Genomic DNA, 21,232 nt, shown 5'->3' with positions numbered 1-21,232 from the left:
CCGCGCGGGCGGTTCTTGCCCGCGCGGCGGCGTGGCCGTCAACGCCGTTCGTCGGCGATATGGCTGCGGATCACGTCCGCGAACGACGTGTCGCCCTTCAGCCCGAGCGCTTCCGCGCGCGTCGTGTCCCAGCGGCCCGGCCAGCTGCCGACGATCTTCTCGACGCGCTCGTCCGGCACGTGGCGGATCAGCTTCACGACGTCGTCGCCCGCGACTTCGCGCAGCGCCGCGATCATCTCGTCGACCGACACCGACAGGCCGGGCAGGTTGATCACGCGCTTGTTGCCGAGTTTCTCGCTGTCGATTTCACAACCGGCGACGAGCGCGTCGATCGCGCCGCGCGGCGACAGCAGCCACAAGCGTGTCGAACCCGGCACCGGGCACACGCTTTCCTCGCCGTTCAGCGGCTCGCGGATGATGCCGCTCGCGAACGACGACGCGGCCGCGTTCGGGCGGCCCGGCCGCACGCTGATGGTCGGCAGCCGCAGCACGCGGCCGTCGACGAAGCCGCGCCGCGCGTAGTCGCACAGCAGCAGCTCGGCGATCGCCTTCTCCGCGCCGTACGACGATTGCGGATTCAGCGCGGTGTCGTCCTGCACGATGTCGGGCAGCACACCGCCGTAGACGGCCACCGAGCTCGTGAAAACAACGCGCGGACGATGGCCGCGTGCGCGGCACACCTCGAGCAGCGTGCGCGACGCGTCGAGGTTGATCCGCATGCCGAGATCGAAATCGGCTTCGGCCTGCCCGCTGACGATCGCCGCGAGATGGAAGATCGCGCCCGTGCGCGTATCGATCGCGCTTTCGAGCACCGCGCGATCGGCGATGTCGCCGACGATCGACGTCACGCGCGCGTCGCCGAAATCGCTGCCTTCCACGACGTCGAGCAGCACCAGCTCGTCGATCTTGGCGGTCCGGCCGTCGGGGCCGGTCAGCTCGCCGCGCTCGAGCAGCTTGCGCGCGAGACGCTGGCCGAGAAAGCCGGCGCCGCCGGTGATCAGTACTTTCATGTTCGTTGCCCTCTTAGGAATGCTTGAATTACAGATACGGCTTGAGCCAGCCGAGGCCTTCGGACGTGCCGGCCTTCGGGCGATACTCGCAGCCGATCCAGCCGTCGTAGCCGAGCGCGTCGATCAGCGCGAACAGGTACGGGTAGTTGAGCTCGCCGATATCCGGCTCGTGGCGCTCGGGCACGCCGGCGATCTGGATGTGGCCTATGCCCGCGAAATCGCGCTTGAGCTTCATCGCGAGGTCGCCCTCGACGATCTGGCAGTGGTAGCAGTCGAACTGCACCTTCAGGTTCGGCGCGCCGACTTCCGCGCAGATCTCGTGCGCATCGTCCTGGCGGCTCAGGAAATAGCCGGGCATGTCGCGCTGGTTGATCGGCTCGATCAGGATCGTGATGCCGTGCGCGAACGCTGCCTGCGCCGCATATCGCAGGTTCGCCAGGTAGGTGTCGCGATGGCGCGCGCGGTCGGCACCCGGCGCGACCATCCCGGCCATCACGTGCAGCTTCTTGTTGCCGAGCACGCGCGCATAGTCGAGCGCCTGGTCGATGCCGCGCCGGAACTCGTCCTCGCGGCCCGGCAGCGACGCGATCCCGCGCTCGCCGGCGGCCCAGTCGCCGGGCGGCGCGTTGAACAGCGCCTGCTCGAGGTTGTGCGCGTCGAGCCGCGCGCGGATGTCCGCGGCTGCGAAATCGTACGGGAACAGGTACTCGACGGCCTTGAAGCCGTCGGAGGCGGCAGCGGCGAAGCGTTCGAGGAACGCGTGCTCGGTATACATCATCGAGAGGTTGGCGGCGAAGCGGGGCATGGCAGCGGTTCCTGTGAATGAATGGAGCGGGGCGCACGGCGCCCCGCGTCGAATGGCGGCAGGCTCAGCGGTTCACGAGTTTCGCGGGCGTGAGCCACACGGCGATCGCACCGATCACGAGCATCGACGCGAGCACGTACATGCCGGACGACGTGCTGTGCGTGAGGTCCTTCAGGTAGCCGATCACGTACGGGCTCGCGAATCCGGCGAGGTTGCCGACCGAGTTGATGATCGCGATCCCGGCGGCAGCGGCCGAGCCGGCGAGGAACGCGGTCGGCAGCGACCAGAACAGCGGGGCGCAGGTCAGCACGCCGCCCGCCGCGAGCGACAGGAACACGATCGACACCGCCGTATTGTGCGAGTACGACGCGGCGACCGCAAACCCGACGGCGCCCATCAGCGCCGGCACGATCAGGTGCCAGCGGCGTTCGCGGTGCTTGTCCGCGCTGTGGCCGAACAGGTTCATCACGACGATCGCGACGACGAACGGAATCGCCGACAGCAGGCCGATCTGCAACGTATCGGTGATGCCGGTGGACTTGACGAGCGTCGGCATCCAGAACGTGAGGCCGTACTGGCCGGTGACGAACGCGAAGTAGATCAGCGACATCCACCACATGCGCGGGTCGGCGAACACGGCCTTCAGCGAATGGCCGTGCTTGTGCTGTTCCTGCGGCTGCGCGGCGATTTCATCCTCGAGCAGCTGCTTCTCGCGCTCGTCGAGCCACTTCGCGCCGCGGATGCTGTTGTCGAGATACAGGATCGTCGCGATGCCGACGAGCACGGCCGGCACGGCCTCGATCATGAACATCCACTGCCAGCCGTGAAAGCCGGAGCCGCCGTGAAAGCGTTCCATGATCCAGCCCGACAGCGGGTTGCCGAAGATGCCCGACACCGGAATCGCCGACATGAACACCGCGATGATCTTCGCGCGGCGATGCGACGGGAACCAGTACGTGAGATACAGGATCACGCCCGGATAGAAGCCGGCTTCCGCGAGACCGAGCAGAAAGCGCAGCACGTAGAACTGCGTCGGTGTCCTGACGAATGCGAACACGGCAGACAGCAGGCCCCACGTGATCATGATCCGCGCGATCCAGATGCGCGCGCCGAGGCGGTGCATCAGCAGGTTGCTCGGCAGCTCGAACAGGAAGTAGCCGAGGAAGAAGATGCCGGCGCCGAGGCCGAACACGGTTTCGCTGAACGCGAGGTCCTGCGACATCTGCAGCTTCGCGAAGCCGACGTTCACGCGGTCGAGATACGCGACCACGTAGCAGAGCATCAGGAACGGCACGATGCGCCAGAACACTTTCTTGTAGGTGCGGTCGAGCTCGGCCGATTGGGCGGGCGCGGCGGGCGAGCGGCTTGCGGCCGCGTCGAGAGCAGTCATCGTCGTCTCCATCGATGTTGTGTGCCGGCGGCGCGTACGCCGCCGGATCATGTGTGTGTGCTGAGGCAAGGGCCCGCGCACACGGCGGGCATGGGAATCGGTACGTCGTTTGCGCGTGGCCTGTGCGCGATGCGTCGCGCTACCAGCGCACGCCGAAGGTCTGGCGCAGTTCGTCGAGTGCGGCGTCGGACAGCGGCTCGGGCTTCGGATGCGTCATCAGCCATAGCCGCGCGGTTTCCTCGAGTTCCTCGAGCGCATACGACGCGTGCGACACCGACGGCCCCCACATCACCGGGCCGAGGCGCTCGAGCAGCACGCCGCGCACCTGATCGGCGAGCGCCGCGACTTCGGCCGCGACGGCCGGGTCGCCGGGGCGGCGATAGCGGATCAGCGGAATGTGGCCGACCTTCATCACGTAGTACGGCGTGATCGGCGGCAGCACGTCGGTGTCGCGCCATACGCCCGCGAGCGTCAGCGCGACGAGATGCGTCGAATGCGTGTGGACGATGCCGTTCGCTTCGGTGTTGCTCGCATAGATCCCGCGATGCAGCGTGAGCGTCTTCGACGGCTTGCCGCCCGATAGCGGCTGGCCGTCGAGGCCGACCTTCGCGATGTCGTTCGGGTCGAGCCGGCCGAGGCACGCATCGGTCGGCGTGATCAGCCAGCCGTCGGCAAGCCGCGCGCTGATGTTGCCGGCGCTGCCGACCGCATGGCCGCGCGCATACAGGCTCGCGCCGACGACGCAGATTTCTTCGCGCAGTTTCGCTTCGTCGCACATCATGCGGCTCCGACGAGCGCGCGCAGCGCCTTGTCGAAAAAGTCCACCGTGCCGAAGTTGCCGGACTTCAGCGCGAGGCCGAGCGGCTGCGCGTCGATGGTGGCGGTGGCCGGCACGCCCGGATCGATCTGCGCGCCGATCTGCAGCGACTGCACGTCGAGCGCCTGCACGACCGCGCCGGACGTCTCGCCGCCGGCGACGACGAACTTGCGCACGCCGAGCTCGCGCAGGCCGCGGGCGATCGCCGCAAGCGTGCTTTCGACGAGATGACCGGCCGCTTCGACGCCGAGCGCCTGCTGGACGGCCTTCACGTCGTCGGGCGACGTGGTCGCATAAATCAGCACGGGTTGCGGCAGGTGCGAGCGCGCGAATGCGAGGGCGTCGTCGACGACGGGTTCGCCGCGCGATGCCGCGAGCGGATCGATCCGGAAGCTCGGACGGCTTTCGCGCCACGCGGCGACCTGCGCGTTGGTCGCCTTCGAGGCGCTGCCGGCGAGCACGGCCGACAACCCGTTGATGCGCGGCAGCGACGCCGCGTTGTCGCGCTCGGGCAGCAGCCCCGCGCGGCGGAAATTCTCCGGCAGGCCGAGCGCGACGCCCGAGCCGCCCGTGACGAGCGGCAGGTTCGCGCACGCTTCGCCGAGCACGTGGAGGTCGTGGTCCGACAGTGCGTCGGCGATCGCGAAACGCATGCCGTCCGCGCGCAGCGCGTCGATGCGCGCACGTACGGCGGCCGCGCCCTGCGCGATCGTGTCGTAGCGGATCAGGCCGACCTTCGACGTCGTCTGCCGCTGCAGCACGCGCACCAGGTTCGCGTCCTTCATCGGCGTGAGCGGGTGGTGCTCCATGCCCGATTCGTTCAGCGGCACGTCGCCGACGAACAGGTGGCCGCGGAAGATCGTGCGGCCGTTCTCGGGGAACGCCGGGCACGCGATCGCGAAGCCGCCGCCGGCCGCATCGAGCAGCGCGTCGGCGACGGGCCCGATGTTGCCCGCGTCGGTCGAGTCGAACGTCGAGCAGTACTTGAAGAAGAATTGCCGGCAGCCCTGCGCGCGCAGCCATGCGTAAGCGGCGAGCGATTGCGCGACAGCGTCGGCGGCGGGAATCGTGCGCGACTTCAGCGCGACGACGATCGCATCGGCGTCGATCATGGTGTCGAGCGCGGCGCCGTCGGCGGGCACGCCGATCGTCTGCACGGTACGCATGCCGCTCTTGACGAGCATGTTCGCGAGATCGGTCGCGCCGGTGAAATCGTCGGCGATGCAGCCGAGCAGGGGACGGGAAGCGGAAGCGGTCATGGCAGGAGCGTCGTTCGAATCAGCGGGCGGGCGGCAGCGTGATGCCGGGGAAAGTCTTGATCACGGCGGAATCGTCCTCGCCGCCGTGGCCGGCGCTCGACGCGCTCATGAACATCTGGTGCGCGGTGGCCGACAGCGGCAGCGGGAACTTGCTGCGGCGCGCGGTATCGAGCACGAGGCCGAGATCCTTCACGAAGATGTCGACGGCCGACAGCGGCGTGTAATCGCCGTTCAGGATGTGCGGCACGCGGTTCTCGAACATCCACGAATTGCCGGCGCTATGCGTGATCACGTCGTACAGCGCGTCGGCGTCGACGCCTTCGCGCAGGCCGAGCGCCATCGCCTCGGCGGCCGCCGCGATATGCACGCCGGCCAGCAGCTGGTTGATGATCTTCACCTTCGAGCCGATGCCGTGCGCGTCGCCGAGGCGATAGACCTTGGCGGCCATCGCGGCGAGCACGTCGTCGCAGCCCGCATACGCGGCGGCGGGGCCCGACGTCATCATCGTCATCTCGCCCGACGCCGCGCGCGCGGCGCCGCCGGACACCGGGGCGTCGAGCATCTGCAGGCCCGCGGCCTCGATGCGCGCGCCGAGCGCAACCGCGAAGTCGGGTGCGACGGTCGCGCTCGCGATCACCACGCCGCCCGGCTTCATCGCCGCGACCGCGCCGTGCTCGCCGAACAGCACCGTTTCAGTCTGCGCGGCATTGACGACGAGCGTGACGACGACGTCGCACTGCGCGCCGAGTTCGGCCGGGCTCGCGCAGGCCGCGCCGCCTTCGGCGGCGAACGCCTGCAGCACGGTGTCGCGCACGTCGCATGCGTGCACGCGGAACCCCGCGCGCAGCAGCGAGCGGGCGACGCCCAGGCCCATTGCGCCGAGGCCGATGACTCCAACATTTCGTGACATGGTCAACCTTGATCGATTCGGGAAGAGGTTCGGGACGGTGGCGGCGCCCGCTCGGGCACCGCCGCCGGCTTCAGCAGATGCCGGCTTCCGCGAGACGGCGCGCGGCGTTGTACATGTGCGTGCGTGCCGCGTTGCGCGCCGCCATCGGATCGCGCGCGCGGATCGCGTCGGCGATCGCCGCGTGTTCCTCGCGCACCTGCCGCGAGAAATCCTCGCGCGTCGCTTCGTTGCGCCGCGTGACCTTCACGCCGGCCTCGAGGTACTGGTTCAGGAACTGCAGCGTCTTCAGGAAATACGGGTTGCCGGTGACGGCCGCGATCGTGCGGTGGAACGCGACGTCTTCCGCGACGCCGTCGCGGCCTTCGGCCGCCGCATCGTCGATCTTGCGCAGCGCGTCGTCGATGTCGGCCATGTCGTCGGCGGTGTGGTGCAGCGCGGCTTCGGCCGCGACTTCAGCCTCGATCGCGCGGCGCACCGCGAGCAGGTGCGGCAGCGAGCTGGCCTCGACGGCTTCCGCATAGTCGATCCGCAGCGGCCGGATCGCGCCGTGCTGGTTCACGTACACGCCGCTGCCCTGGCGCGGCTCGACCACGCCTTCGTTCTTCAGCCGCGAGATCGCCTCGCGGATCACAGTGCGGCTCACGCCGAATTCCTGCGCAAGCACGGCTTCCGTCGGCAATTTGCCGCTGGCCGAGAAACTGCCGGCTTCGATCTGCTTGAGCAGCTGCTGCGCGACGTGATCGCTCATCGCACGGGCGGGAATTTTCTCGAACATGGCGCTCTGGTTTGTAAGGTGATGTGGTCATCATACAAATTTGGACGAGTGTCAGCATCCGGAATAACCCTCAATCAACGATCCGCGAACGTCGGGCAAGTTGATTGGAACCGGTTCCAATTGGAGGGGAACGTGCGGCGATCGTGCGCGGTTCGATGCGCAGTCGGAGGAGGAAAGGGAGCGCGCCGGAGACGGCGCGCGATCGTCAGTCGGCGATGTCTTCGACGGGATCGGCATCCGTCGCAACCGGCACCGCGACTTCCGCGACTTCTCCGCCGCGCTCGCGATAGGTGGCCGGCGGCACACCGAACTGCTTGCGGAACTCGCGCCCAAGATGCGATGCGTCGGCGAACCCGCAGCTCGACGCGATATCGGCGACGGTGCGATCGGAGCTGGTCAGCAGCCACGCGGCGGTGCGCAGCCGCACCTGCTTCGCGAACGCCTGCGGGCTCCTGCCCGTCTCGGCCTTGAACAGACGCTCGAGCTGGCGCGTCGACATGTCGAGCTTGCACGCGAGTTCCTCGAGCGGCAGCGAGCGCCCGACATGCTGTTCCATCAGAAGAATCGCCCGCTTGACCTTCGGGTGCGTGGCCGGCTCGAGACCCGGCGGATGCGGCTGCGGCGCATTGCCTTTCTGCATCTCGCCGACGAGCAGGATGCGCAGCGCCTTCTGCACGGTCGCATGGTCGAAATGGCGCAGCAGGATCGCGGCGGCGACGTCGATCGACGCGCGGCCGCCCGAGCAGGTAATGCGGCGCTGGTCGATCACGAACAGGCGGTCGGCGATCAGCAGGTCGGGATCGGCGCTCGGGAAGCGCTCGATGAAATCCCAGTAGTGGAACCAGCTCACGCAGGTGCGATAGCCGTCGAGCACCTTCGCGCGCATCAGCGTGAACACGCCCGTGCAGATGCCGACGACCGTCGCGCCGGCCGTCGCCGCGCGGCGGATGAACTCGAGCGTTTCGGGGCCGGCTTGCGGCCCCGAGTGCAGCAGCCCGCCGACCACGACCACGTAGTCGAATGGTTCGGCCCCATCGAAGGTTTCCCACGGCGTGATCTGGATCCCGCAACTCGCGCGCACCGGCGCCAGCGTTTCGCCGATCACGCTCCACGCGCAGCGCACGGGCTTGCTGTAGTCGCCGTCGTCGGCCGACAGCCGCAGCATGTCGACGAAACCCGAGAAGGCCGTGAGCGTGAAGTTCGGCAGCAGCACGATGCCGAAGCGGATGCGCTGCGGCGCCGGTTCGGCGAGGGGGGAAGCGGGTACGTCGGGTGTCATCGCGGTCAATCTCGTCACGCCGGAAAGGCAGGTCTCACTCGTTTCACTCGGTTTGCGGGGTACGTCTGCCGGGCGGTGCACGCGCCAGCCGACTTGTGCTTTTGCGTCGCGAACCATCGCCAAAACGCACTTTCCGGCCGTCCCGCGCGGGGCTTGGCGGCGCTATCCCACGCCGATGCCGTTTTTGTTCTATCTGCCAATTTTACGCTTTGATGTACTGATGCCAACGACATTTCATGTACGCCCACCCAGAGGAAGCCAGATGAACGTCAGCGCGTTCGACCTGTTCAAGATCGGCATCGGCCCGTCCAGTTCGCACACGGTCGGCCCGATGATCGCCGCGTGCCGCTTCGCATCGCACATCGAGGACGCGAACCTGCTCGGCTTCGTGCGCCGCGTGCGGGTCGAACTATACGGCTCGCTCGGTGCAACGGGCAAGGGCCACGGCACCGACAAGGCGGTGCTGCTCGGTCTCGAGGGCCATCTGCCGGACACGATCGATCCGGACCTGATCGAGCCGCGGCTTGACGACGTCCGCGAGTAGAAGTAGCTGACGCTGCTCGGCAAGCAGACGATCCGCTTCGACGAGAAGGAGAACATCGGCTTCTATCGCAAGCTGATGAGCGGCACGAGCATCGTGCACCCGAACGGGATGCGCTTCCAGGCGTTCGATGCGAACGGCGACGTGCTGGTCGAGCGCAACTATTTGTCGGTCGGCGGCGGCTTCGTCGTCAATCGCGACGGCGATCGCGTGAACGGCGTGCGCGCGGCGGTCGAAGTGCCGTATCCGTTCCGTACCGGCGCCGAGCTGCTGCGCCAGTGCCGCGACGACGGGCAGTCGATCGCCGAGCTGATGTGGGCAACGAGCGCGCGTGGCACACCGAGGACGAGGCGCGCGACGGCCTGCTGACGATCTGGGGCGTGATGGCGTCGTGCGTGTAGCGCGGCTGCAAGGTCGAGGGCGAACTGCCGGGCCCGATGCGCGTGAAGCGTCGTGCGGCCGAGATGAACGGGCACCTGCGTGCGCGTTCGGAGGAGTCGCTGCGCGACCCGCTGTCGATGCTCGACTGGGTCAATCTGTATGCGATGGCCGTCAACGAGGAGAACGCGGCGGGCGGCCGCGTCGTCACCGCGCCCACCAACGGCGCGGCCGGCGTGATTCCCGCGGTGCTGCACTACTACGTGAAATTCGTGCCGGGCTCGAACGAAGCCGGCATCGTCGAATTCCTGCTGACGGCCGCGGCGATCGGGATCATCTACAAGGAAACGGCGTCGATTTCCGGCGCGGAAGTCGGTTGCCAGGGCGAGGTGGGCGTCGCGTGCTCGATGGCCGCGGCCGCGCTCGCCGCGGTGATGGGCGGCACGCCCGACCAGGTCGAGAACGCGGCCGAGATCGGCATGGAGCACAACCTCGGCATGACCTGCGACCCGGTCGGCGGGCTCGTGCAGATTCCATGCATCGAACGCAACGCGATGGCGTCGGTGAAGGCCGTCAACGCGGCGCGCATGGCGCTGCGCGGCGACGGCTCGCACTACGTGTCGCTTGATTCGGTGATCAAGACGATGCGCGAGACGGGTGCCGACATGAAGACGAAATACAAGGAAACGTCGCGCGGCGGTCTTGCCGTGAACGTCATCGAATGCTAACGAAGGATCACTAACATGAGCCGCTACTCGATATTCAGCCTGTTCCGCAACGGCCTCTCGTATCACGAGAACTGGGAAAAGCAGTGGAAGAGCCCGGAACCGAAGAAGGAATACGACGTCGTGATCGTCGGCGGCGGCGGCCACGGCCTCGCGACCGCCTACTACCTCGCGAAGGAACACGGCATCACGAACGTCGCGATCCTCGAGAAGGGCTGGATCGGCGGCGGCAACACCGCGCGCAACACGACGATCGTGCGCTCGAACTACCTGTGGGACGAATCGGCCGCGCTGTACGAGAAGGCGATGAAGCTGTGGGAAGGGCTGTCGCAGGACCTGAACTACAACGTGATGTTCAGCCAGCGCGGCGTGATGAACCTCGCGCACACGCTGCAGGACGTGCGTGACACCGAGCGCCGCGTGAATGCGAACCGGCTGAACGGCGTCGATGCCGAATTCCTGACGCCCGCGCAGATCAAGGAAATCGAGCCGACGATCAACCTGAACAGCCGCTACCCGGTGCTTGGCGCATCGATCCAGCGCCGTGCGGGCGTCGCGCGTCACGACGCGGTGGCCTGGGGCTTCGCGCGCGGCGCGGACCGCGCCGGGGTCGACATCATCCAGAACTGCCAGGTGACGGGCATTCGCCGCGAAGGCGGCGCGGTGGTCGGCGTCGATACGGTGAAGGGCTTCATCAAGGCGAAGAAGGTCGCGGTGGTGGCGGCCGGCAACACGACGACGCTCGCCGACATGGCCGGCGTGCGCCTGCCGATCGAAAGCCACCCGCTGCAGGCGCTGGTGTCCGAGCCGATCAAGCCGGTGGTCAACTCGGTGATCATGTCGAACGCGGTGCATGCGTACATCAGCCAGTCCGACAAGGGCGACCTCGTGATCGGCGCGGGTATCGACCAGTACACGGGCTTCGGCCAGCGCGGCAGCTTCCACATCATCGAAAGCACGCTGCAGGCGATCGTCGAGATGTTCCCGGTGTTCTCGCGCGTGCGGATGAACCGCCAGTGGGGCGGCATCGTCGACGTGTCGCCGGACGCATGCCCGATCATCACCAAGACCGACGTGAAGGGCCTGTATTTCAACTGCGGCTGGGGTACCGGCGGCTTCAAGGCGACGCCGGGCTCGGGATGGGTGTTCGCGCACACGATCGCCCGCGACGAACCGCATCCGCTGAACGCACCGTTTGCACTCGACCGCTTCTACACCGGCCACCTGATCGACGAGCACGGCGCTGCCGCCGTCGCGCACTAATCCCCGCACTGAAGGAGAAAGAAACATGTTGCTGATCGAATGTCCGTGGTGCGGGCCGCGCGCCGAATCCGAGTTCACGTGCGGCGGTGAAGCCGACATCGTGCGCCCGGTGGCGAACGAGAACATGACCGACCGCGAATGGGGCGAATACGTGTTCATGCGCGAGAACAAGCGCGGGCTGCATCGCGAGCAGTGGCTGCACACGCAGGGCTGCCGCCGCTGGTTCAAGGTCACGCGCGACACGGTGACCTACGATATCAAGGGCTACGAAAAGTTCGGCGGGGCTGCCAACGGCGCCGCTGCCGGCAACGCACACGAAGAGGGCACGAGCAAATGAGCCAGAAAGACCGCCTCGGCACCGGGGGCCGCATCAATCGCGCGATTCCGCTGACGTTCACGTTCAACGGCCGCACGTATCAGGGCTTCCAGGGCGACACGCTCGCGTCCGCGCTGCTCGCGAACGGCGTGCACTTCGTCGCGCGCAGCTTCAAGTACCACCGTCCGCGCGGGATCGTGACGGCGGACGTCGCGGAACCGAATGCCGTCGTGCAGCTCGAGTCCGGCCCGTACACGGTGCCGAACGCGCGCGCGACCGAGATCGAGCTGTACCAGGGCCTCGTCGCGACGAGCGTGAACGCCGAGCCGTCGCTCGAGAACGACAAGTACGCGATCAACCAGAAGTTCTCGCGCTTCATGCCGGCCGGGTTCTACTACAAGACCTTCATGTGGCCGCGCAACATGTGGCCGAAGTACGAAGAGAAGATCCGCGAGGCCGCCGGCCTCGGCAAGGCGCCCGAGGTGCTCGACGCCGATCGCTACGATAAATGCTACGCGCACTGCGACGTGCTCGTGGTCGGCGGTGGCCCGTCGGGCCTCGCCGCCGCGCATGCGGCCGCGACGGCCGGTGCGCGCGTGATCCTCGTCGACGACCAGCGCGAGCTCGGCGGCAGCCTGCTGTCGTGCCGCGCGGAAATCGACGGGAAGCCGGCGCAGCAATGGGTCGAGAAGATCGAGGCCGAGCTGCGCAAGCTGCCCGACGTGACGATCCTGTCGCGCAGCACCGCGTTCGGCTACCAGGACCACAACCTCGTGACGATCACGCAGCGCCTGACCGATCACCAGCCGGTGTCGATGCGCAAGGGTACGCGTGAGCTGCTGTGGAAGGTCCGCGCGAAGCGCGTGATCCTCGCGACCGGCGCGCACGAGCGTCCGATCGTGTTCGGCAACAACGACCTGCCGGGCGTGATGCTCGCCGGCGCGGTGTCCACCTACGTGCATCGCTACGGCGTGATGCCGGGCCGCAACGTGGTCGTGTTCACGAACAACGATCGTGCGTACCAGACCGCGCTCGACCTGAAGGCGTGCGGTGCGAAGGTGACGGTCGTCGATTCGCGTGCGTCGTCGAACGGCGCGCTGCCTGCCGCCGCGAAGCGGCAGGGCGTGACGGTGATGAGCGGTGCCGTGGTGACGGCCGCTTCGGGCAAGTGGCGCGTATCGTCGGTCGACGTCGCGTCCTACACGAACGGACAGACCGGCAGCAAGCTGCAGTCGCTGCCGTGCGACCTCGTCGCGATGTCGGGCGGCTTCAGCCCGGTGCTGCACCTGTTCGCGCAGTCCGGCGGCAAGGCGTGCTGGAACGACGAGAAGGCGTGCTTCCTGCCGGGCAAGCCCGTGCAGGCCGAGGCGAGCGTCGGTGCGGCCGCGGGCGAGTTCGGTCTCGCACGTGCGCTGCGGCTCGCACTCGACGCGGGCGTCGAAGCGGCGAAGGCCGCCGGCTTCGCGGCTCCGCAGCGCGTGGCCGCGCCGCAGGTCGCCGAAACCGTCGAAGGCGCGCTGCAGCCGTTGTGGCTCGTCGGCAGCCGCGAGGACGCCGCACGCGGGCCGAAGCAGTTCGTCGACTTCCAGAACGACGTGGCGGCCGCCGACATCCTGCTGGCCGCACGCGAAGGCTTCGAGTCGGTCGAGCACGTGAAGCGCTACACCGCGATGGGCTTCGGCACCGATCAGGGCAAGCTCGGCAACATCAACGGGATGGCGATCCTCGCGCAGGCGCTCGGCAAGACGATTCCCGAAACGGGCACGACGACGTTCCGCCCGAACTACACGCCCGTGTCGTTCGGTACGTTCGCGGGCCGCGAGACCGGCGATTTCCTCGACCCGATCCGCAAGACGGCCGTGCATGAATGGCACGTCGAGCACGGCGCGCTGTTCGAGGACGTCGGCAACTGGAAGCGGCCGTGGTATTTCCCGAAGAACGGCGAGGACCTGCACGCGGCCGTGAAGCGCGAATGCCTCGCGGTGCGCAACGGTGTCGGCATCCTCGACGCGTCGACGCTCGGCAAGATCGACATCCAGGGTCCGGACGCGGTGAAGCTGCTGAACTGGATGTACACGAACCCGTGGAACAAGCTCGAAATCGGCAAGTGCCGCTACGGGCTGATGCTCGACGAAAACGGGATGGTGTTCGACGACGGCGTGACGGTGCGCCTCGCCGACCAGCATTTCATGATGACGACGACCACCGGCGGCGCGGCGCGCGTGCTCACGTGGCTCGAGCGCTGGCTGCAGACCGAATGGCCCGACATGAAGGTGCGGCTCGCGTCCGTCACCGATCACTGGGCGACGTTCGCGGTGGTCGGCCCGAAGAGCCGCAAGGTCGTGCAGAAGGTGTGCCAGGACATCGACTTCGGCAACGACGCGTTCCCGTTCATGAGCTACCGGAACGGCACCGTCGCGGGCGCGAAGGCGCGCGTGATGCGGATCAGCTTCTCCGGCGAACTCGCGTATGAAGTGAACGTGCCGGCCAATGCAGGCCGCGCGGTGTGGGAAGCGCTGATGGCGGCCGGTGCCGAGTTCGACATCACGCCGTACGGCACCGAGACGATGCACGTGCTGCGCGCGGAGAAGGGCTACATCATCGTCGGCCAGGACACCGACGGCTCGGTCACGCCGTACGACCTCGGCATGGGCGGGCTCGTCGCGAAGTCGAAGGACTTCCTCGGCAAGCGTTCGCTGACGCGCTCGGATACGTCGAAGGAAGGCCGCAAGCAGTTCGTCGGCCTGCTGACGGAAGACGAACAGTTCGTGCTGCCGGAAGGCGCGCAGATCATCGGGAAGGACACGCAGGTGTCGACGGTCGATCCGACGCCGATGATCGGCCACGTGACGTCGAGTTATTACAGCCCGATCCTGAAGCGCTCGATTGCGCTGGCGGTGGTGAAGGGCGGCCTGAACAAGATGGGCGAGAGCGTCGTGATTCCGCTGGCCAACGGCAAGCGCGTTACCGCGAAGATCTCGAGCCCGGTTTTCTACGATACCGAAGGGGTGCGCCAGCATGTGGAATGAAACGAGAAACCAGACGCCGGTCGCAGGCGCGGGCGTGACGCTTGAATCGCCGCTCGTCGGCTCGGCCGATGTGCTGAAGCCGCATCAGGCGCGCGCATCGAAGAAGTTCACGCTGCGCGAGCGGCCGTTCCTCGATCTCGTGAACGTGCGCGGCGAGCTGAGCGACCCGGCATTCGTCAGCGCGTTCGAGCGCGTGGTCGGTTGCCGGCCGCCGTCGGCGCCGAACACGGTGGCGCGCGCCGTCGAGTACGACGTGCTCTGGCTCGGTCCCGACGAGTGGCTCGTGCGCTCGAACGGGCCCGTCCAGGCGGGCGTGCTCGAGGCGCAGCTCGCGGAGGCCGTGCAGGGTTCGTATGCGGCGGCCGTGGACGTCGGCAGCGGCTACACGGTCGTCGAGGTCAGCGGCGAACGCGTGCGCGACGTGATCGCGCGCGGCTGCCCGCTCGATCTGCATCCGCGCGTGCTCAAGCCGGGCCAGTGCGCGCAATCGCACTACTTCAAGTCGCCGATCACGCTGATCCCGACCGGCGACGATACGTTCGAGATCGTCCTGCGCCGCAGCTTCGCCGACTATTTCGTGCGCATCATGCTCGACGCCGCGGCGCCGCTCGCATCATGAAGCCGTTCGACGAACCGTTCGTGGCGATCGACGCGCCGCGCCTGCGCGGGCGCGGGTGGAGCGTGTTCGTCGACGAACTGAAGGTGCCCGCGCGCATCGGCATCCACGCGCACGAGCACGAGGCGCCGCAGCCGATCGTGATCGATGCGCGGCTCGGGTATCGCTGCGAGCCGAGCGAGCAGGGTGAGTGGATCGACTACGACGGCTACTGCGCGCGTGTCGCATCGTTCCTGTCGCACAAGCCGCATACGCGGCTGCTCGAGACGCTCGTCGCCGATCTCGCGGTGCTGTCGTTTCGCGAATGGCCGGCGCTGGAGTCGCTGACGCTGTCGATGTACAAGCCGAAGATCCGGCCGGGGACGAAGCGCGTCGGCGTGTCGCTCGACTGGACGCGTGGGGATTACCTGCGGTGGACGGGGGCGGCGGGGCAGTTGTGAGCGGGTGATGCCCGCTCGCGGGCGATTCGGTCGCAGCTCGGGCGGCGGCGCGGAAGCGTCGCCGCGCTTGTTTTAGTTCCTGAAATATCGGAACAAAGGGTGATGAGACGCTGTGTTGGTCACTGTTCCTGAAATATCGGAATAATTGGGCTTTCGGCCGGCAATTGCTGCGACATCGATCCTGCGTGTCGCGGAGATCGACCAATAACGGCTTCGTCACGCCGCAGCCGTGCCGCTCAACGCCGGATAGTCGACATACCCGCGCGCATCGCCGCCGAAGAACGTCTCGCGCCGCGCGTCGTTCAGCGGCGCGCCGGTTTTCACCCGCGTCACGAAATCCGGATTGGCGAGCACCAAAGGGGAGCCGATTCCCGTCTATGCGATGACGGAAACGCGCCTGCTGCCCGCGAAGACGCAGCATTTCATCGAGTCTCTGCACGCGCATTTAGCGCAGGCATGACGGGCGGCACGCACGGGCGTCCGCCCGTCGATCACTTCTGCGCCGGTTGCGGCGCGTTCTCCAGCGCTTCCCATTTCTTCAGGATGCGCACGCGTGCCTGGCTGAAGTCGACCCGGCAGTTCATCCACGCGTCGTTCGGGATCATCTGCTGCGGATTGGCTACTTTCACATAGTTGCAGGTGTCGCCAGCGAAGCGGGTCCAGCTGGCCTGCGACTTCGCGAGTTCGCCGGCGGCGTCGGGGGTGCGCCGTTTGAGCGTGCGCTCGAGCGACCGGTACGCGCTGTCGACTTCCTGCTCGTTGCGGTCGACCACGCAGGCCCGCACGTTGTCCATGGTCGGGCCTTGATGCTCGCAATCGACAGCGGCGGTGGCGCAGGCGGGGCCGATCGCCAACGCGGCGACGGCAAGGAAGCGGATGGTGTGGCGCATGGCAGGACCGTCGGGCGAAGGGGCGCGGTGCGCTTACTGGCGGTTGCGGGCCGACGCCGGGTTCGACGTCTCGCTGACCGGCATCATGCGGCCCTTCGTATCGTTCGGGGCTGTCGGGTTTTTGTCGGCTTTCGCATCGTCTTCAGGTTCGAGCACGAACCGGAACGCGTCGACCCGCTGCATCACCTTCGCCGCATACGCATTCGATCCGCCGTAGCTCTTGAGCCCGGCCTGCACGTTGCCGCCGGCCGCCCGTACATAGCCCGACAGGATCTTGGAGCCGGCCTCGACGTTCGCATTCGGCTCGGTCAGATCCTTCACGTTGCGCAGCAGGCCGCGGTGGGCGGCCGGCACGACCTGCATCAGCCCGGTCGCGCCATGCTGGCCGCGCGCCTTTTCCTGGAACCGCGATTCGATCGAGATAATCGCGTAAACGAGTGCGGGAGGCAGCGAATATTTCGTCGCAGTGACGCTCACGATATCGGCGAGCCGCGCGGCGCGCTCCTTCGCGAGACCGAATTTCTTCGTCAGGTACGACGTGATGCGACGGTTTGCTTCGTTTGGCTGATCGTTGGCGTTGGCGAGCGGCGCAGATGCCGCGGCCGGCGCGGATGCGGCCGCTTCGGGCGCGGACGCAGGCAGCGCGGGCGCCTGCTGCGCCGAAGCCTGTTGCGCCGAAGCCTGTTGCGCAATGCCGAGCGAAAGCACGATCAGCCAGAAAAACCGTCGTCGCATGGTGTAGTGCGGGGAAATGGGAGGCGCATAGTATATCGGCCAATCGTCTGACGCGTTCGAGCACGGGCTCGAATGAAAGCGTGCTGTAGGCTTGTAACGCCGCGCGCCGTGCGCAGACGGGATCGTTGCACGTACACGCATCGGAGTCCGGATCAAGCCCGCCCCGATTTCTTGTCGCGCCGTCTTTTTCGCGGGCAGCGCCGCGACGCCAGGCGCTTGCTACTGCCGCCGCGCACTCGCCACCCGTGCCAGCGCGCCGATCGCATCGCTGACCAGCACGGCGAGCAGCCCGACGATCACGCCGCCCTGCAGCACGAACGCCGTGTTCGAGGTCTGCAGGCCCGCGATGATGACATCGCCGAGCCCGCGCGCGGCCACCGTCGACCCGATCGTCGCGGTCCCGAGATTGATCACGACCGCGAGCCGGATGCCGTTCACGATCACCGGAAACGCGAGCGGCAGCTCGACCGACACCAGTTGCTGCCAGCCGCTCATGCCCATCCCGCGCGCGGCGTCGACGACGTCGCGCGGCACGTCCTCGAGCCCCGCGATCGTGCTCTCGAAAATCGGCAGGAGACCGTACAGAACGAGCGCGATCAGCACGGGTTTCAACCCGAAGCCGACGGCCGGCACCGCGAGCGCGAGCACGGCGACCGGCGGAAAGGTCTGGCCGATGTCGACGACGCTGCGCGCGACCGGCAGGAAATCCGCGCCGGCGGGGCGCGTGACCGCGATGCCGGCTGCGATCGCGATCAGCATGCCGATCAGGCTCGACAGCGCGACGGTGCCGAGGTGCGCGAGCGTGAGATCGAGCAGGCTCGCGCGATCGTAGATGACCGGCGCGCCGTTGTCCGCGAACGGCGCGAACACGCCCTGCAGCCACGCGGGACGCAACAGCAGCACGAGCAATAGCGCGAGCGCGGCCGCGCGCGCGACATACGCGGGCAGCCGCCGCGGCACGGGTGAACGCGCGGGCCGCGTCGTCATGCGGGCTTCCTCGCGTGCGCGCGGATCGCGCCGAGCGTGATGCGGCGTGCATCACGCCCGTTGCCGTCGTCGACCGGCAATGCGTCGACGCCGCGCCACAGCAGCTCGGACACCGCGTCGCGCAGCGTGCGCGTCGCGGCGATCGGTTCGCCGTCGGCGTGACCGGCTTCGGCCACCGCATCGATCGGCGTCAGCGCGAGCAGGCGCAGCGGCCGGTCGACGCCCGCGACGAGCTGTTCGACCACGCCCGCCGCCGGCTTGCCGAGAATCTCGGCTGGCGACGCGACCTGCAGCAGCCGGCCGCCGTCCATCACCGCGATCGTGTCGCCGAGCTTTAGCGCTTCCTCGATATCGTGCGTGACGATCACGACGGTGATGCCGAGGCGGCGCTGCAGCGCGTACAGGTCGTCCTGCGCCTTGTTGCGGATGATCGGATCGAGCGCGCCGAACGGCTCGTCCATCAGCAGCATCGCGGGCTCGGCCGCGAGCGCGCGCGCGACGCCGACACGCTGCTGCTGGCCGCCCGACAGTTCGTGCGGCAGCTTGTCCGCGAATTCGGACGGCGCGAGGTGAAACAGTTCGAGCAGTTCGCGCACGCGCGCGTCGATGCGCGCGGCCGGCCAGCCGAGCAGACGCGGCACGGTCGCGATATTGCGCGCGACACTCCAGTGCGGGAACAGGCCGTGCCCCTGGATCACGTAGCCGATGCGCCGCCGCAGCTGCTCGGGCGGAACGCTCGCGGTGTCGACGCCGTCGATGCGGATCGTGCCGCTGGTCGGCGCGATCAGCCGGTTGATCATCCGCAGCAGCGTCGACTTGCCGCTGCCCGATGCGCCGACGAGCGCGGTGATGGTGCCTTGCTTCATCGTCAGCGACACGTCGTCGACGGCGGTGATGTCGCCGAAGCGTTTGCCGAGGCGTTCGATCTCGATCATGCGGTACGTCCCTTCGCGAGCGTGGTCGCGGCTTCGAACACGACGGCGGCTGCCAGCGCGAGGGCGATCGTCGGGATTGCGCCGAGCAGCACGAGATCGGCGGCCGATTGCCCGATCCCCTGGAAGATGAAGGTGCCGAATCCGCCGCCGCCAATCAATGCGGCGACCGCGGTCAGGCCGATGTTCTGCACGAGCACGATGCGCACGCCGCTCAGGATCACCGGCAGCGCGAGCACGAGGTCGACACCGAGCAGCCGCTGCACGCGCGTCATGCCCATCGCGCGTGCCGCTTCGGTCACATGCGGCGGCACCTGCTCGAGCCCGACCACGACGCTCGACGCGATCGGCAGCAACGAGTAGAGAAACAGCGCGAGCACGGCCGGCGCGACGCCGATCCCGCGGATGCCGAGCGCGGCCGCGAGCGGCACGTGCGCGGCGAGCAGGCCGAGCGGCGCCATCATCAGCCCGTACATCGCGATGCTCGGGATCGTCTGCACGATATTGAGCACTGGCATCACGACGGTGCGTACCGGTGCGATCCGCGCGCATGCGATGCCGAGCGGCACGCCGGCGACGAGCGCGGCTGCGACCGAGCCGCCCGCGAGCGACACGTGCCGGATGGCCTCGCGCCAGAAGTCGTCGCTGCGCACCGCGTATTCGCGCATCACGGAAAGGCCGTCCCACCAGCCGCTCGCGAGCGGCACCGATATCGCCGCGATTACGACGGCGAGCGCGACGAGGCGCCGCCACGGGCCGAAGGCGAGCCGCGCGAGCGCGTCCGCGACAAGCACGGCCCACGCGAACAACAGCAGCCAGACGCCTGCCGCGGGCGACACGCGCGCGAGCATGTCGTCGGGCGCGACGACATGCGCCGCGGCCGCGCCGACCGCATAGGCGAGCGTCGCGAGCCACGTGGAGCCGGCCGCGAGCCGCCATGCGGGCCGGCTCGCCGTCATCGCCCACAGCGCGCCGACGATCCACAGTGCGGCGAGCGCGGCACCCTGCGCGGCCGGCAGCGCGGCGAACACCGACAGCCCCGTGCCGGCCGCGATGCGATTTGGCCGCAGTACCATGAACGGCATGCCGACCACCGCGATGATCGTCAGGACACCGATCAGAATGCCGACCTTGTCGAGCGTGATGCGCCGCGCGGACGCCACGGCGCGACCCGTCACTTGACGAAGCCCTTCGACTTCAGATAGCTCTTGGCCACGCCGGCCGCCGGTTCGCCATTGATCTGGATACGTGCGTTCAGCGTTTGCAGCGTCTTCAGGTCGAGGCTCGCGAACACGGGCTTCAGGTAGTCGGCGATCTGCGGATGCGCCTTCAGCGCGGCTTCGCGAATCACGGGTGCCGGCGCATAGACGGGCTGCACGTGCTTGTCGTCGTCGAGCACGACGAGGCCGCTCGATGCGATGCCGCCGTCGGTGCCGTACACCATCGCGGCGTTCACACCGTCGGTCTGGTTCGCGGCGGCCTTGATCGTCGCGGCGGTGTCGCCGCCGGACAGCACGACGAGCTGATCGGGTTTCAGCTTGAACCCGTACGCCTTCTCGAACGACGGCAGCGCGGATGGGCTGTTCACGAACTCGGCCGACGCGGCAAGCTTCACCTTGCCGCCGCCCCCGGTCCACTTGCCGAAATCGGAGAGGGTCTTCAGGTGCTGCGATTGCGCGACGGGCGCGAGCACGGCGACGCCCCACGTATTGTTCGCGGGCGCCGGTGTGAGCCAGACGAGATGGTTCGCCGCGTAGTCGAGCTTCTTCGCGGTGTCGTAACCCTGGCTTGCGTTCTTCCACGCGGGATCGTCGGCCTTGTTGAAGAAGAACGCGGCGTTGCCCGTGTATTCGGGGTAGATGTCGATCTCGCCGCTGGTCAGCGCCTTGCGTACGATCGGCGTCGTGCCGAGTGCGATCTTTTCGGTGACGGGGATGCCGTGGGCCTTCAGCACCTGCGCGATGACGTTGCCGAGCAGGTTGCCTTCGGTGTCGATCTTCGACGACACCACGACGGGCGTGTCGGCATGCGCACCGGGCGCGACGGCGGCGGCGAGTGCGAGGCCCAGGATCCGGGCGGGCAGGGCGAGTTTCATCGAGGCCAATCTCCAGGACGGGGGCGTACGCCGAAAGTTA

General features: G+C 67.9%; 19 protein-coding genes and 3 pseudogenes. 7 read left to right on the top strand and 15 right to left on the bottom strand.

Annotated features, from left to right (window positions below; all coding sequences use genetic code 11):
• Positions 1–38: 38 nt before the first annotated feature.
• The 8 genes from denD to ACP26O_RS20380 form a co-directional block, all read right to left on the bottom strand.
• Positions 39–1,010, bottom strand: a complete 972-nt coding sequence (gene denD, locus ACP26O_RS20415; RefSeq protein WP_175666618.1) for a D-erythronate dehydrogenase — start codon at positions 1,008–1,010, stop codon at positions 39–41.
• 28 nt (positions 1,011–1,038) lie between these two features.
• On the bottom strand, positions 1,039–1,815 hold the full coding sequence (gene otnI / locus ACP26O_RS20410) for a 2-oxo-tetronate isomerase (RefSeq protein WP_175666619.1): 777 nt from the start codon (positions 1,813–1,815) through the stop codon (positions 1,039–1,041).
• A 64-nt stretch (positions 1,816–1,879) separates the two neighbouring features.
• Positions 1,880–3,205 (bottom strand): MFS transporter, encoded by a 1,326-nt coding sequence (locus ACP26O_RS20405; RefSeq protein WP_175666620.1) that lies wholly within the window; start codon positions 3,203–3,205, stop codon positions 1,880–1,882.
• A gap of 139 nt (positions 3,206–3,344) precedes the next feature.
• Positions 3,345–3,983: an aldolase gene (locus ACP26O_RS20400; protein WP_175666636.1), complete on the bottom strand. Its 639-nt coding sequence runs from the start codon at positions 3,981–3,983 to the stop codon at positions 3,345–3,347.
• Positions 3,983–5,281, bottom strand: coding sequence for a 3-oxo-tetronate kinase (otnK, locus tag ACP26O_RS20395; protein WP_175666621.1), 1,299 nt, complete (start codon positions 5,279–5,281; stop codon positions 3,983–3,985). Before otnK ends, ACP26O_RS20400 begins: the two co-directional genes overlap by 1 nt.
• Positions 5,282–5,300: 19 nt before the next feature.
• Entirely contained in the window at positions 5,301–6,191 is an 891-nt protein-coding gene (ltnD, locus tag ACP26O_RS20390) for an L-threonate dehydrogenase (protein ID WP_175666622.1), read from the bottom strand.
• Between the two features lie 70 nt (positions 6,192–6,261).
• Entirely contained in the window at positions 6,262–6,966 is a 705-nt protein-coding gene (locus tag ACP26O_RS20385; RefSeq protein ID WP_105789063.1) for a FadR/GntR family transcriptional regulator, read from the bottom strand.
• A gap of 205 nt (positions 6,967–7,171) precedes the next feature.
• Positions 7,172–8,245, bottom strand: a complete 1,074-nt coding sequence (locus ACP26O_RS20380; RefSeq protein ID WP_012366771.1) for a GlxA family transcriptional regulator — start codon at positions 8,243–8,245, stop codon at positions 7,172–7,174.
• Positions 8,246–8,507: 262 nt separating this feature from the next.
• Between ACP26O_RS20380 and ACP26O_RS20375 the strand changes: the two are divergent.
• From ACP26O_RS20375 to ACP26O_RS20350, 6 genes and pseudogenes are all read left to right on the top strand, one after another.
• Positions 8,508–9,892 (top strand): annotated as a pseudogene (locus ACP26O_RS20375) (L-serine ammonia-lyase).
• A 15-nt stretch (positions 9,893–9,907) separates the two neighbouring features.
• Complete coding sequence (locus ACP26O_RS20370; protein ID WP_006480591.1) at positions 9,908–11,152, top strand: sarcosine oxidase subunit beta family protein; 1,245 nt, start codon at positions 9,908–9,910, stop codon at positions 11,150–11,152.
• Between the two features lie 25 nt (positions 11,153–11,177).
• Complete coding sequence (locus tag ACP26O_RS20365) at positions 11,178–11,489, top strand: sarcosine oxidase subunit delta (protein WP_011659514.1); 312 nt, start codon at positions 11,178–11,180, stop codon at positions 11,487–11,489.
• Positions 11,486–14,497: a sarcosine oxidase subunit alpha family protein gene (locus tag ACP26O_RS20360; RefSeq protein ID WP_175666623.1), complete on the top strand. Its 3,012-nt coding sequence runs from the start codon at positions 11,486–11,488 to the stop codon at positions 14,495–14,497. The genes ACP26O_RS20365 and ACP26O_RS20360 overlap by 4 nt, the downstream gene beginning before the upstream one ends.
• Positions 14,487–15,116, top strand: coding sequence for a sarcosine oxidase subunit gamma (locus ACP26O_RS20355; protein ID WP_011659512.1), 630 nt, complete (start codon positions 14,487–14,489; stop codon positions 15,114–15,116). Before ACP26O_RS20360 ends, ACP26O_RS20355 begins: the two co-directional genes overlap by 11 nt.
• Complete coding sequence (locus tag ACP26O_RS20350; RefSeq protein WP_006749884.1) at positions 15,113–15,553, top strand: dihydroneopterin aldolase; 441 nt, start codon at positions 15,113–15,115, stop codon at positions 15,551–15,553. Before ACP26O_RS20355 ends, ACP26O_RS20350 begins: the two co-directional genes overlap by 4 nt.
• Positions 15,554–15,769: 216 nt before the next feature.
• On the opposite strand, the pseudogene ACP26O_RS20345 reads toward ACP26O_RS20350, so the two are convergent.
• Positions 15,770–15,910, bottom strand: a pseudogene (locus tag ACP26O_RS20345) (alkene reductase); the annotation flags it as partial.
• Between the two features lies 1 nt (position 15,911).
• Here ACP26O_RS20345 and ACP26O_RS20340 point away from each other — a divergent pair.
• Positions 15,912–16,013 (top strand): annotated as a pseudogene (locus tag ACP26O_RS20340) (LysR family transcriptional regulator); the annotation flags it as partial.
• A gap of 31 nt (positions 16,014–16,044) precedes the next feature.
• On the opposite strand, the gene ACP26O_RS20335 reads toward ACP26O_RS20340, so the two are convergent.
• The 6 genes from ACP26O_RS20335 to osmF all read right to left on the bottom strand — a co-directional run bounded on the left by ACP26O_RS20335 (position 16,045) and on the right by osmF (position 21,192).
• The gene (locus tag ACP26O_RS20335; RefSeq protein ID WP_175666624.1) at positions 16,045–16,443 is read right to left on the bottom strand and encodes a lysozyme inhibitor LprI family protein; all 399 of its coding nucleotides are present in this window, start codon (positions 16,441–16,443) and stop codon (positions 16,045–16,047) included.
• A 33-nt stretch (positions 16,444–16,476) separates the two neighbouring features.
• The gene (locus ACP26O_RS20330; protein ID WP_175666625.1) at positions 16,477–17,178 is read right to left on the bottom strand and encodes a lytic transglycosylase domain-containing protein; all 702 of its coding nucleotides are present in this window, start codon (positions 17,176–17,178) and stop codon (positions 16,477–16,479) included.
• A gap of 219 nt (positions 17,179–17,397) precedes the next feature.
• Positions 17,398–18,165: an ABC transporter permease gene (locus ACP26O_RS20325; protein ID WP_175666626.1), complete on the bottom strand. Its 768-nt coding sequence runs from the start codon at positions 18,163–18,165 to the stop codon at positions 17,398–17,400.
• Entirely contained in the window at positions 18,162–19,100 is a 939-nt protein-coding gene (locus ACP26O_RS20320; protein ID WP_175666627.1) for an ABC transporter ATP-binding protein, read from the bottom strand. Before ACP26O_RS20320 ends, ACP26O_RS20325 begins: the two co-directional genes overlap by 4 nt.
• Positions 19,097–20,275: an ABC transporter permease gene (locus ACP26O_RS20315; RefSeq protein WP_175701434.1), complete on the bottom strand. Its 1,179-nt coding sequence runs from the start codon at positions 20,273–20,275 to the stop codon at positions 19,097–19,099. The genes ACP26O_RS20320 and ACP26O_RS20315 overlap by 4 nt, the downstream gene beginning before the upstream one ends.
• Positions 20,272–21,192: a glycine betaine ABC transporter substrate-binding protein OsmF gene (osmF, locus tag ACP26O_RS20310; RefSeq protein ID WP_175666629.1), complete on the bottom strand. Its 921-nt coding sequence runs from the start codon at positions 21,190–21,192 to the stop codon at positions 20,272–20,274. The genes ACP26O_RS20315 and osmF overlap by 4 nt, the downstream gene beginning before the upstream one ends.
• Between the last annotated feature and the right edge of the window lie 40 nt (positions 21,193–21,232).

Origin of the sequence: Burkholderia sp. R-40, from assembly GCF_049942845.1 — a bacterium.
Lineage (GTDB): Bacteria > Pseudomonadota > Gammaproteobacteria > Burkholderiales > Burkholderiaceae > Burkholderia > Burkholderia ambifaria.
The sequence above is the reverse complement of the archived record's forward strand: the minus strand, read 5'-3'. Positions and strand labels throughout refer to the sequence as shown.

Coding starts and splice junctions, on each gene's coding strand:
- denD (WP_175666618.1), bottom strand. CDS start 1,010: ATGAAAGTACTGATCACCGGCGGCGCCGGCTTTCTCGGCCAGCGTCTC.
- otnI (WP_175666619.1), bottom strand. CDS start 1,815: ATGCCCCGCTTCGCCGCCAACCTCTCGATGATGTATACCGAGCACGCG.
- ACP26O_RS20405 (WP_175666620.1), bottom strand. CDS start 3,205: ATGACTGCTCTCGACGCGGCCGCAAGCCGCTCGCCCGCCGCGCCCGCC.
- ACP26O_RS20400 (WP_175666636.1), bottom strand. CDS start 3,983: ATGTGCGACGAAGCGAAACTGCGCGAAGAAATCTGCGTCGTCGGCGCG.
- otnK (WP_175666621.1), bottom strand. CDS start 5,281: ATGACCGCTTCCGCTTCCCGTCCCCTGCTCGGCTGCATCGCCGACGAT.
- ltnD (WP_175666622.1), bottom strand. CDS start 6,191: ATGTCACGAAATGTTGGAGTCATCGGCCTCGGCGCAATGGGCCTGGGC.
- ACP26O_RS20385 (WP_105789063.1), bottom strand. CDS start 6,966: ATGTTCGAGAAAATTCCCGCCCGTGCGATGAGCGATCACGTCGCGCAG.
- ACP26O_RS20380 (WP_012366771.1), bottom strand. CDS start 8,245: ATGACACCCGACGTACCCGCTTCCCCCCTCGCCGAACCGGCGCCGCAG.
- ACP26O_RS20370 (WP_006480591.1), top strand. CDS start 9,908: ATGAGCCGCTACTCGATATTCAGCCTGTTCCGCAACGGCCTCTCGTAT.
- ACP26O_RS20365 (WP_011659514.1), top strand. CDS start 11,178: ATGTTGCTGATCGAATGTCCGTGGTGCGGGCCGCGCGCCGAATCCGAG.
- ACP26O_RS20360 (WP_175666623.1), top strand. CDS start 11,486: ATGAGCCAGAAAGACCGCCTCGGCACCGGGGGCCGCATCAATCGCGCG.
- ACP26O_RS20355 (WP_011659512.1), top strand. CDS start 14,487: ATGTGGAATGAAACGAGAAACCAGACGCCGGTCGCAGGCGCGGGCGTG.
- ACP26O_RS20350 (WP_006749884.1), top strand. CDS start 15,113: ATGAAGCCGTTCGACGAACCGTTCGTGGCGATCGACGCGCCGCGCCTG.
- ACP26O_RS20335 (WP_175666624.1), bottom strand. CDS start 16,443: ATGCGCCACACCATCCGCTTCCTTGCCGTCGCCGCGTTGGCGATCGGC.
- ACP26O_RS20330 (WP_175666625.1), bottom strand. CDS start 17,178: ATGCGACGACGGTTTTTCTGGCTGATCGTGCTTTCGCTCGGCATTGCG.
- ACP26O_RS20325 (WP_175666626.1), bottom strand. CDS start 18,165: ATGACGACGCGGCCCGCGCGTTCACCCGTGCCGCGGCGGCTGCCCGCG.
- ACP26O_RS20320 (WP_175666627.1), bottom strand. CDS start 19,100: ATGATCGAGATCGAACGCCTCGGCAAACGCTTCGGCGACATCACCGCC.
- osmF (WP_175666629.1), bottom strand. CDS start 21,192: ATGAAACTCGCCCTGCCCGCCCGGATCCTGGGCCTCGCACTCGCCGCC.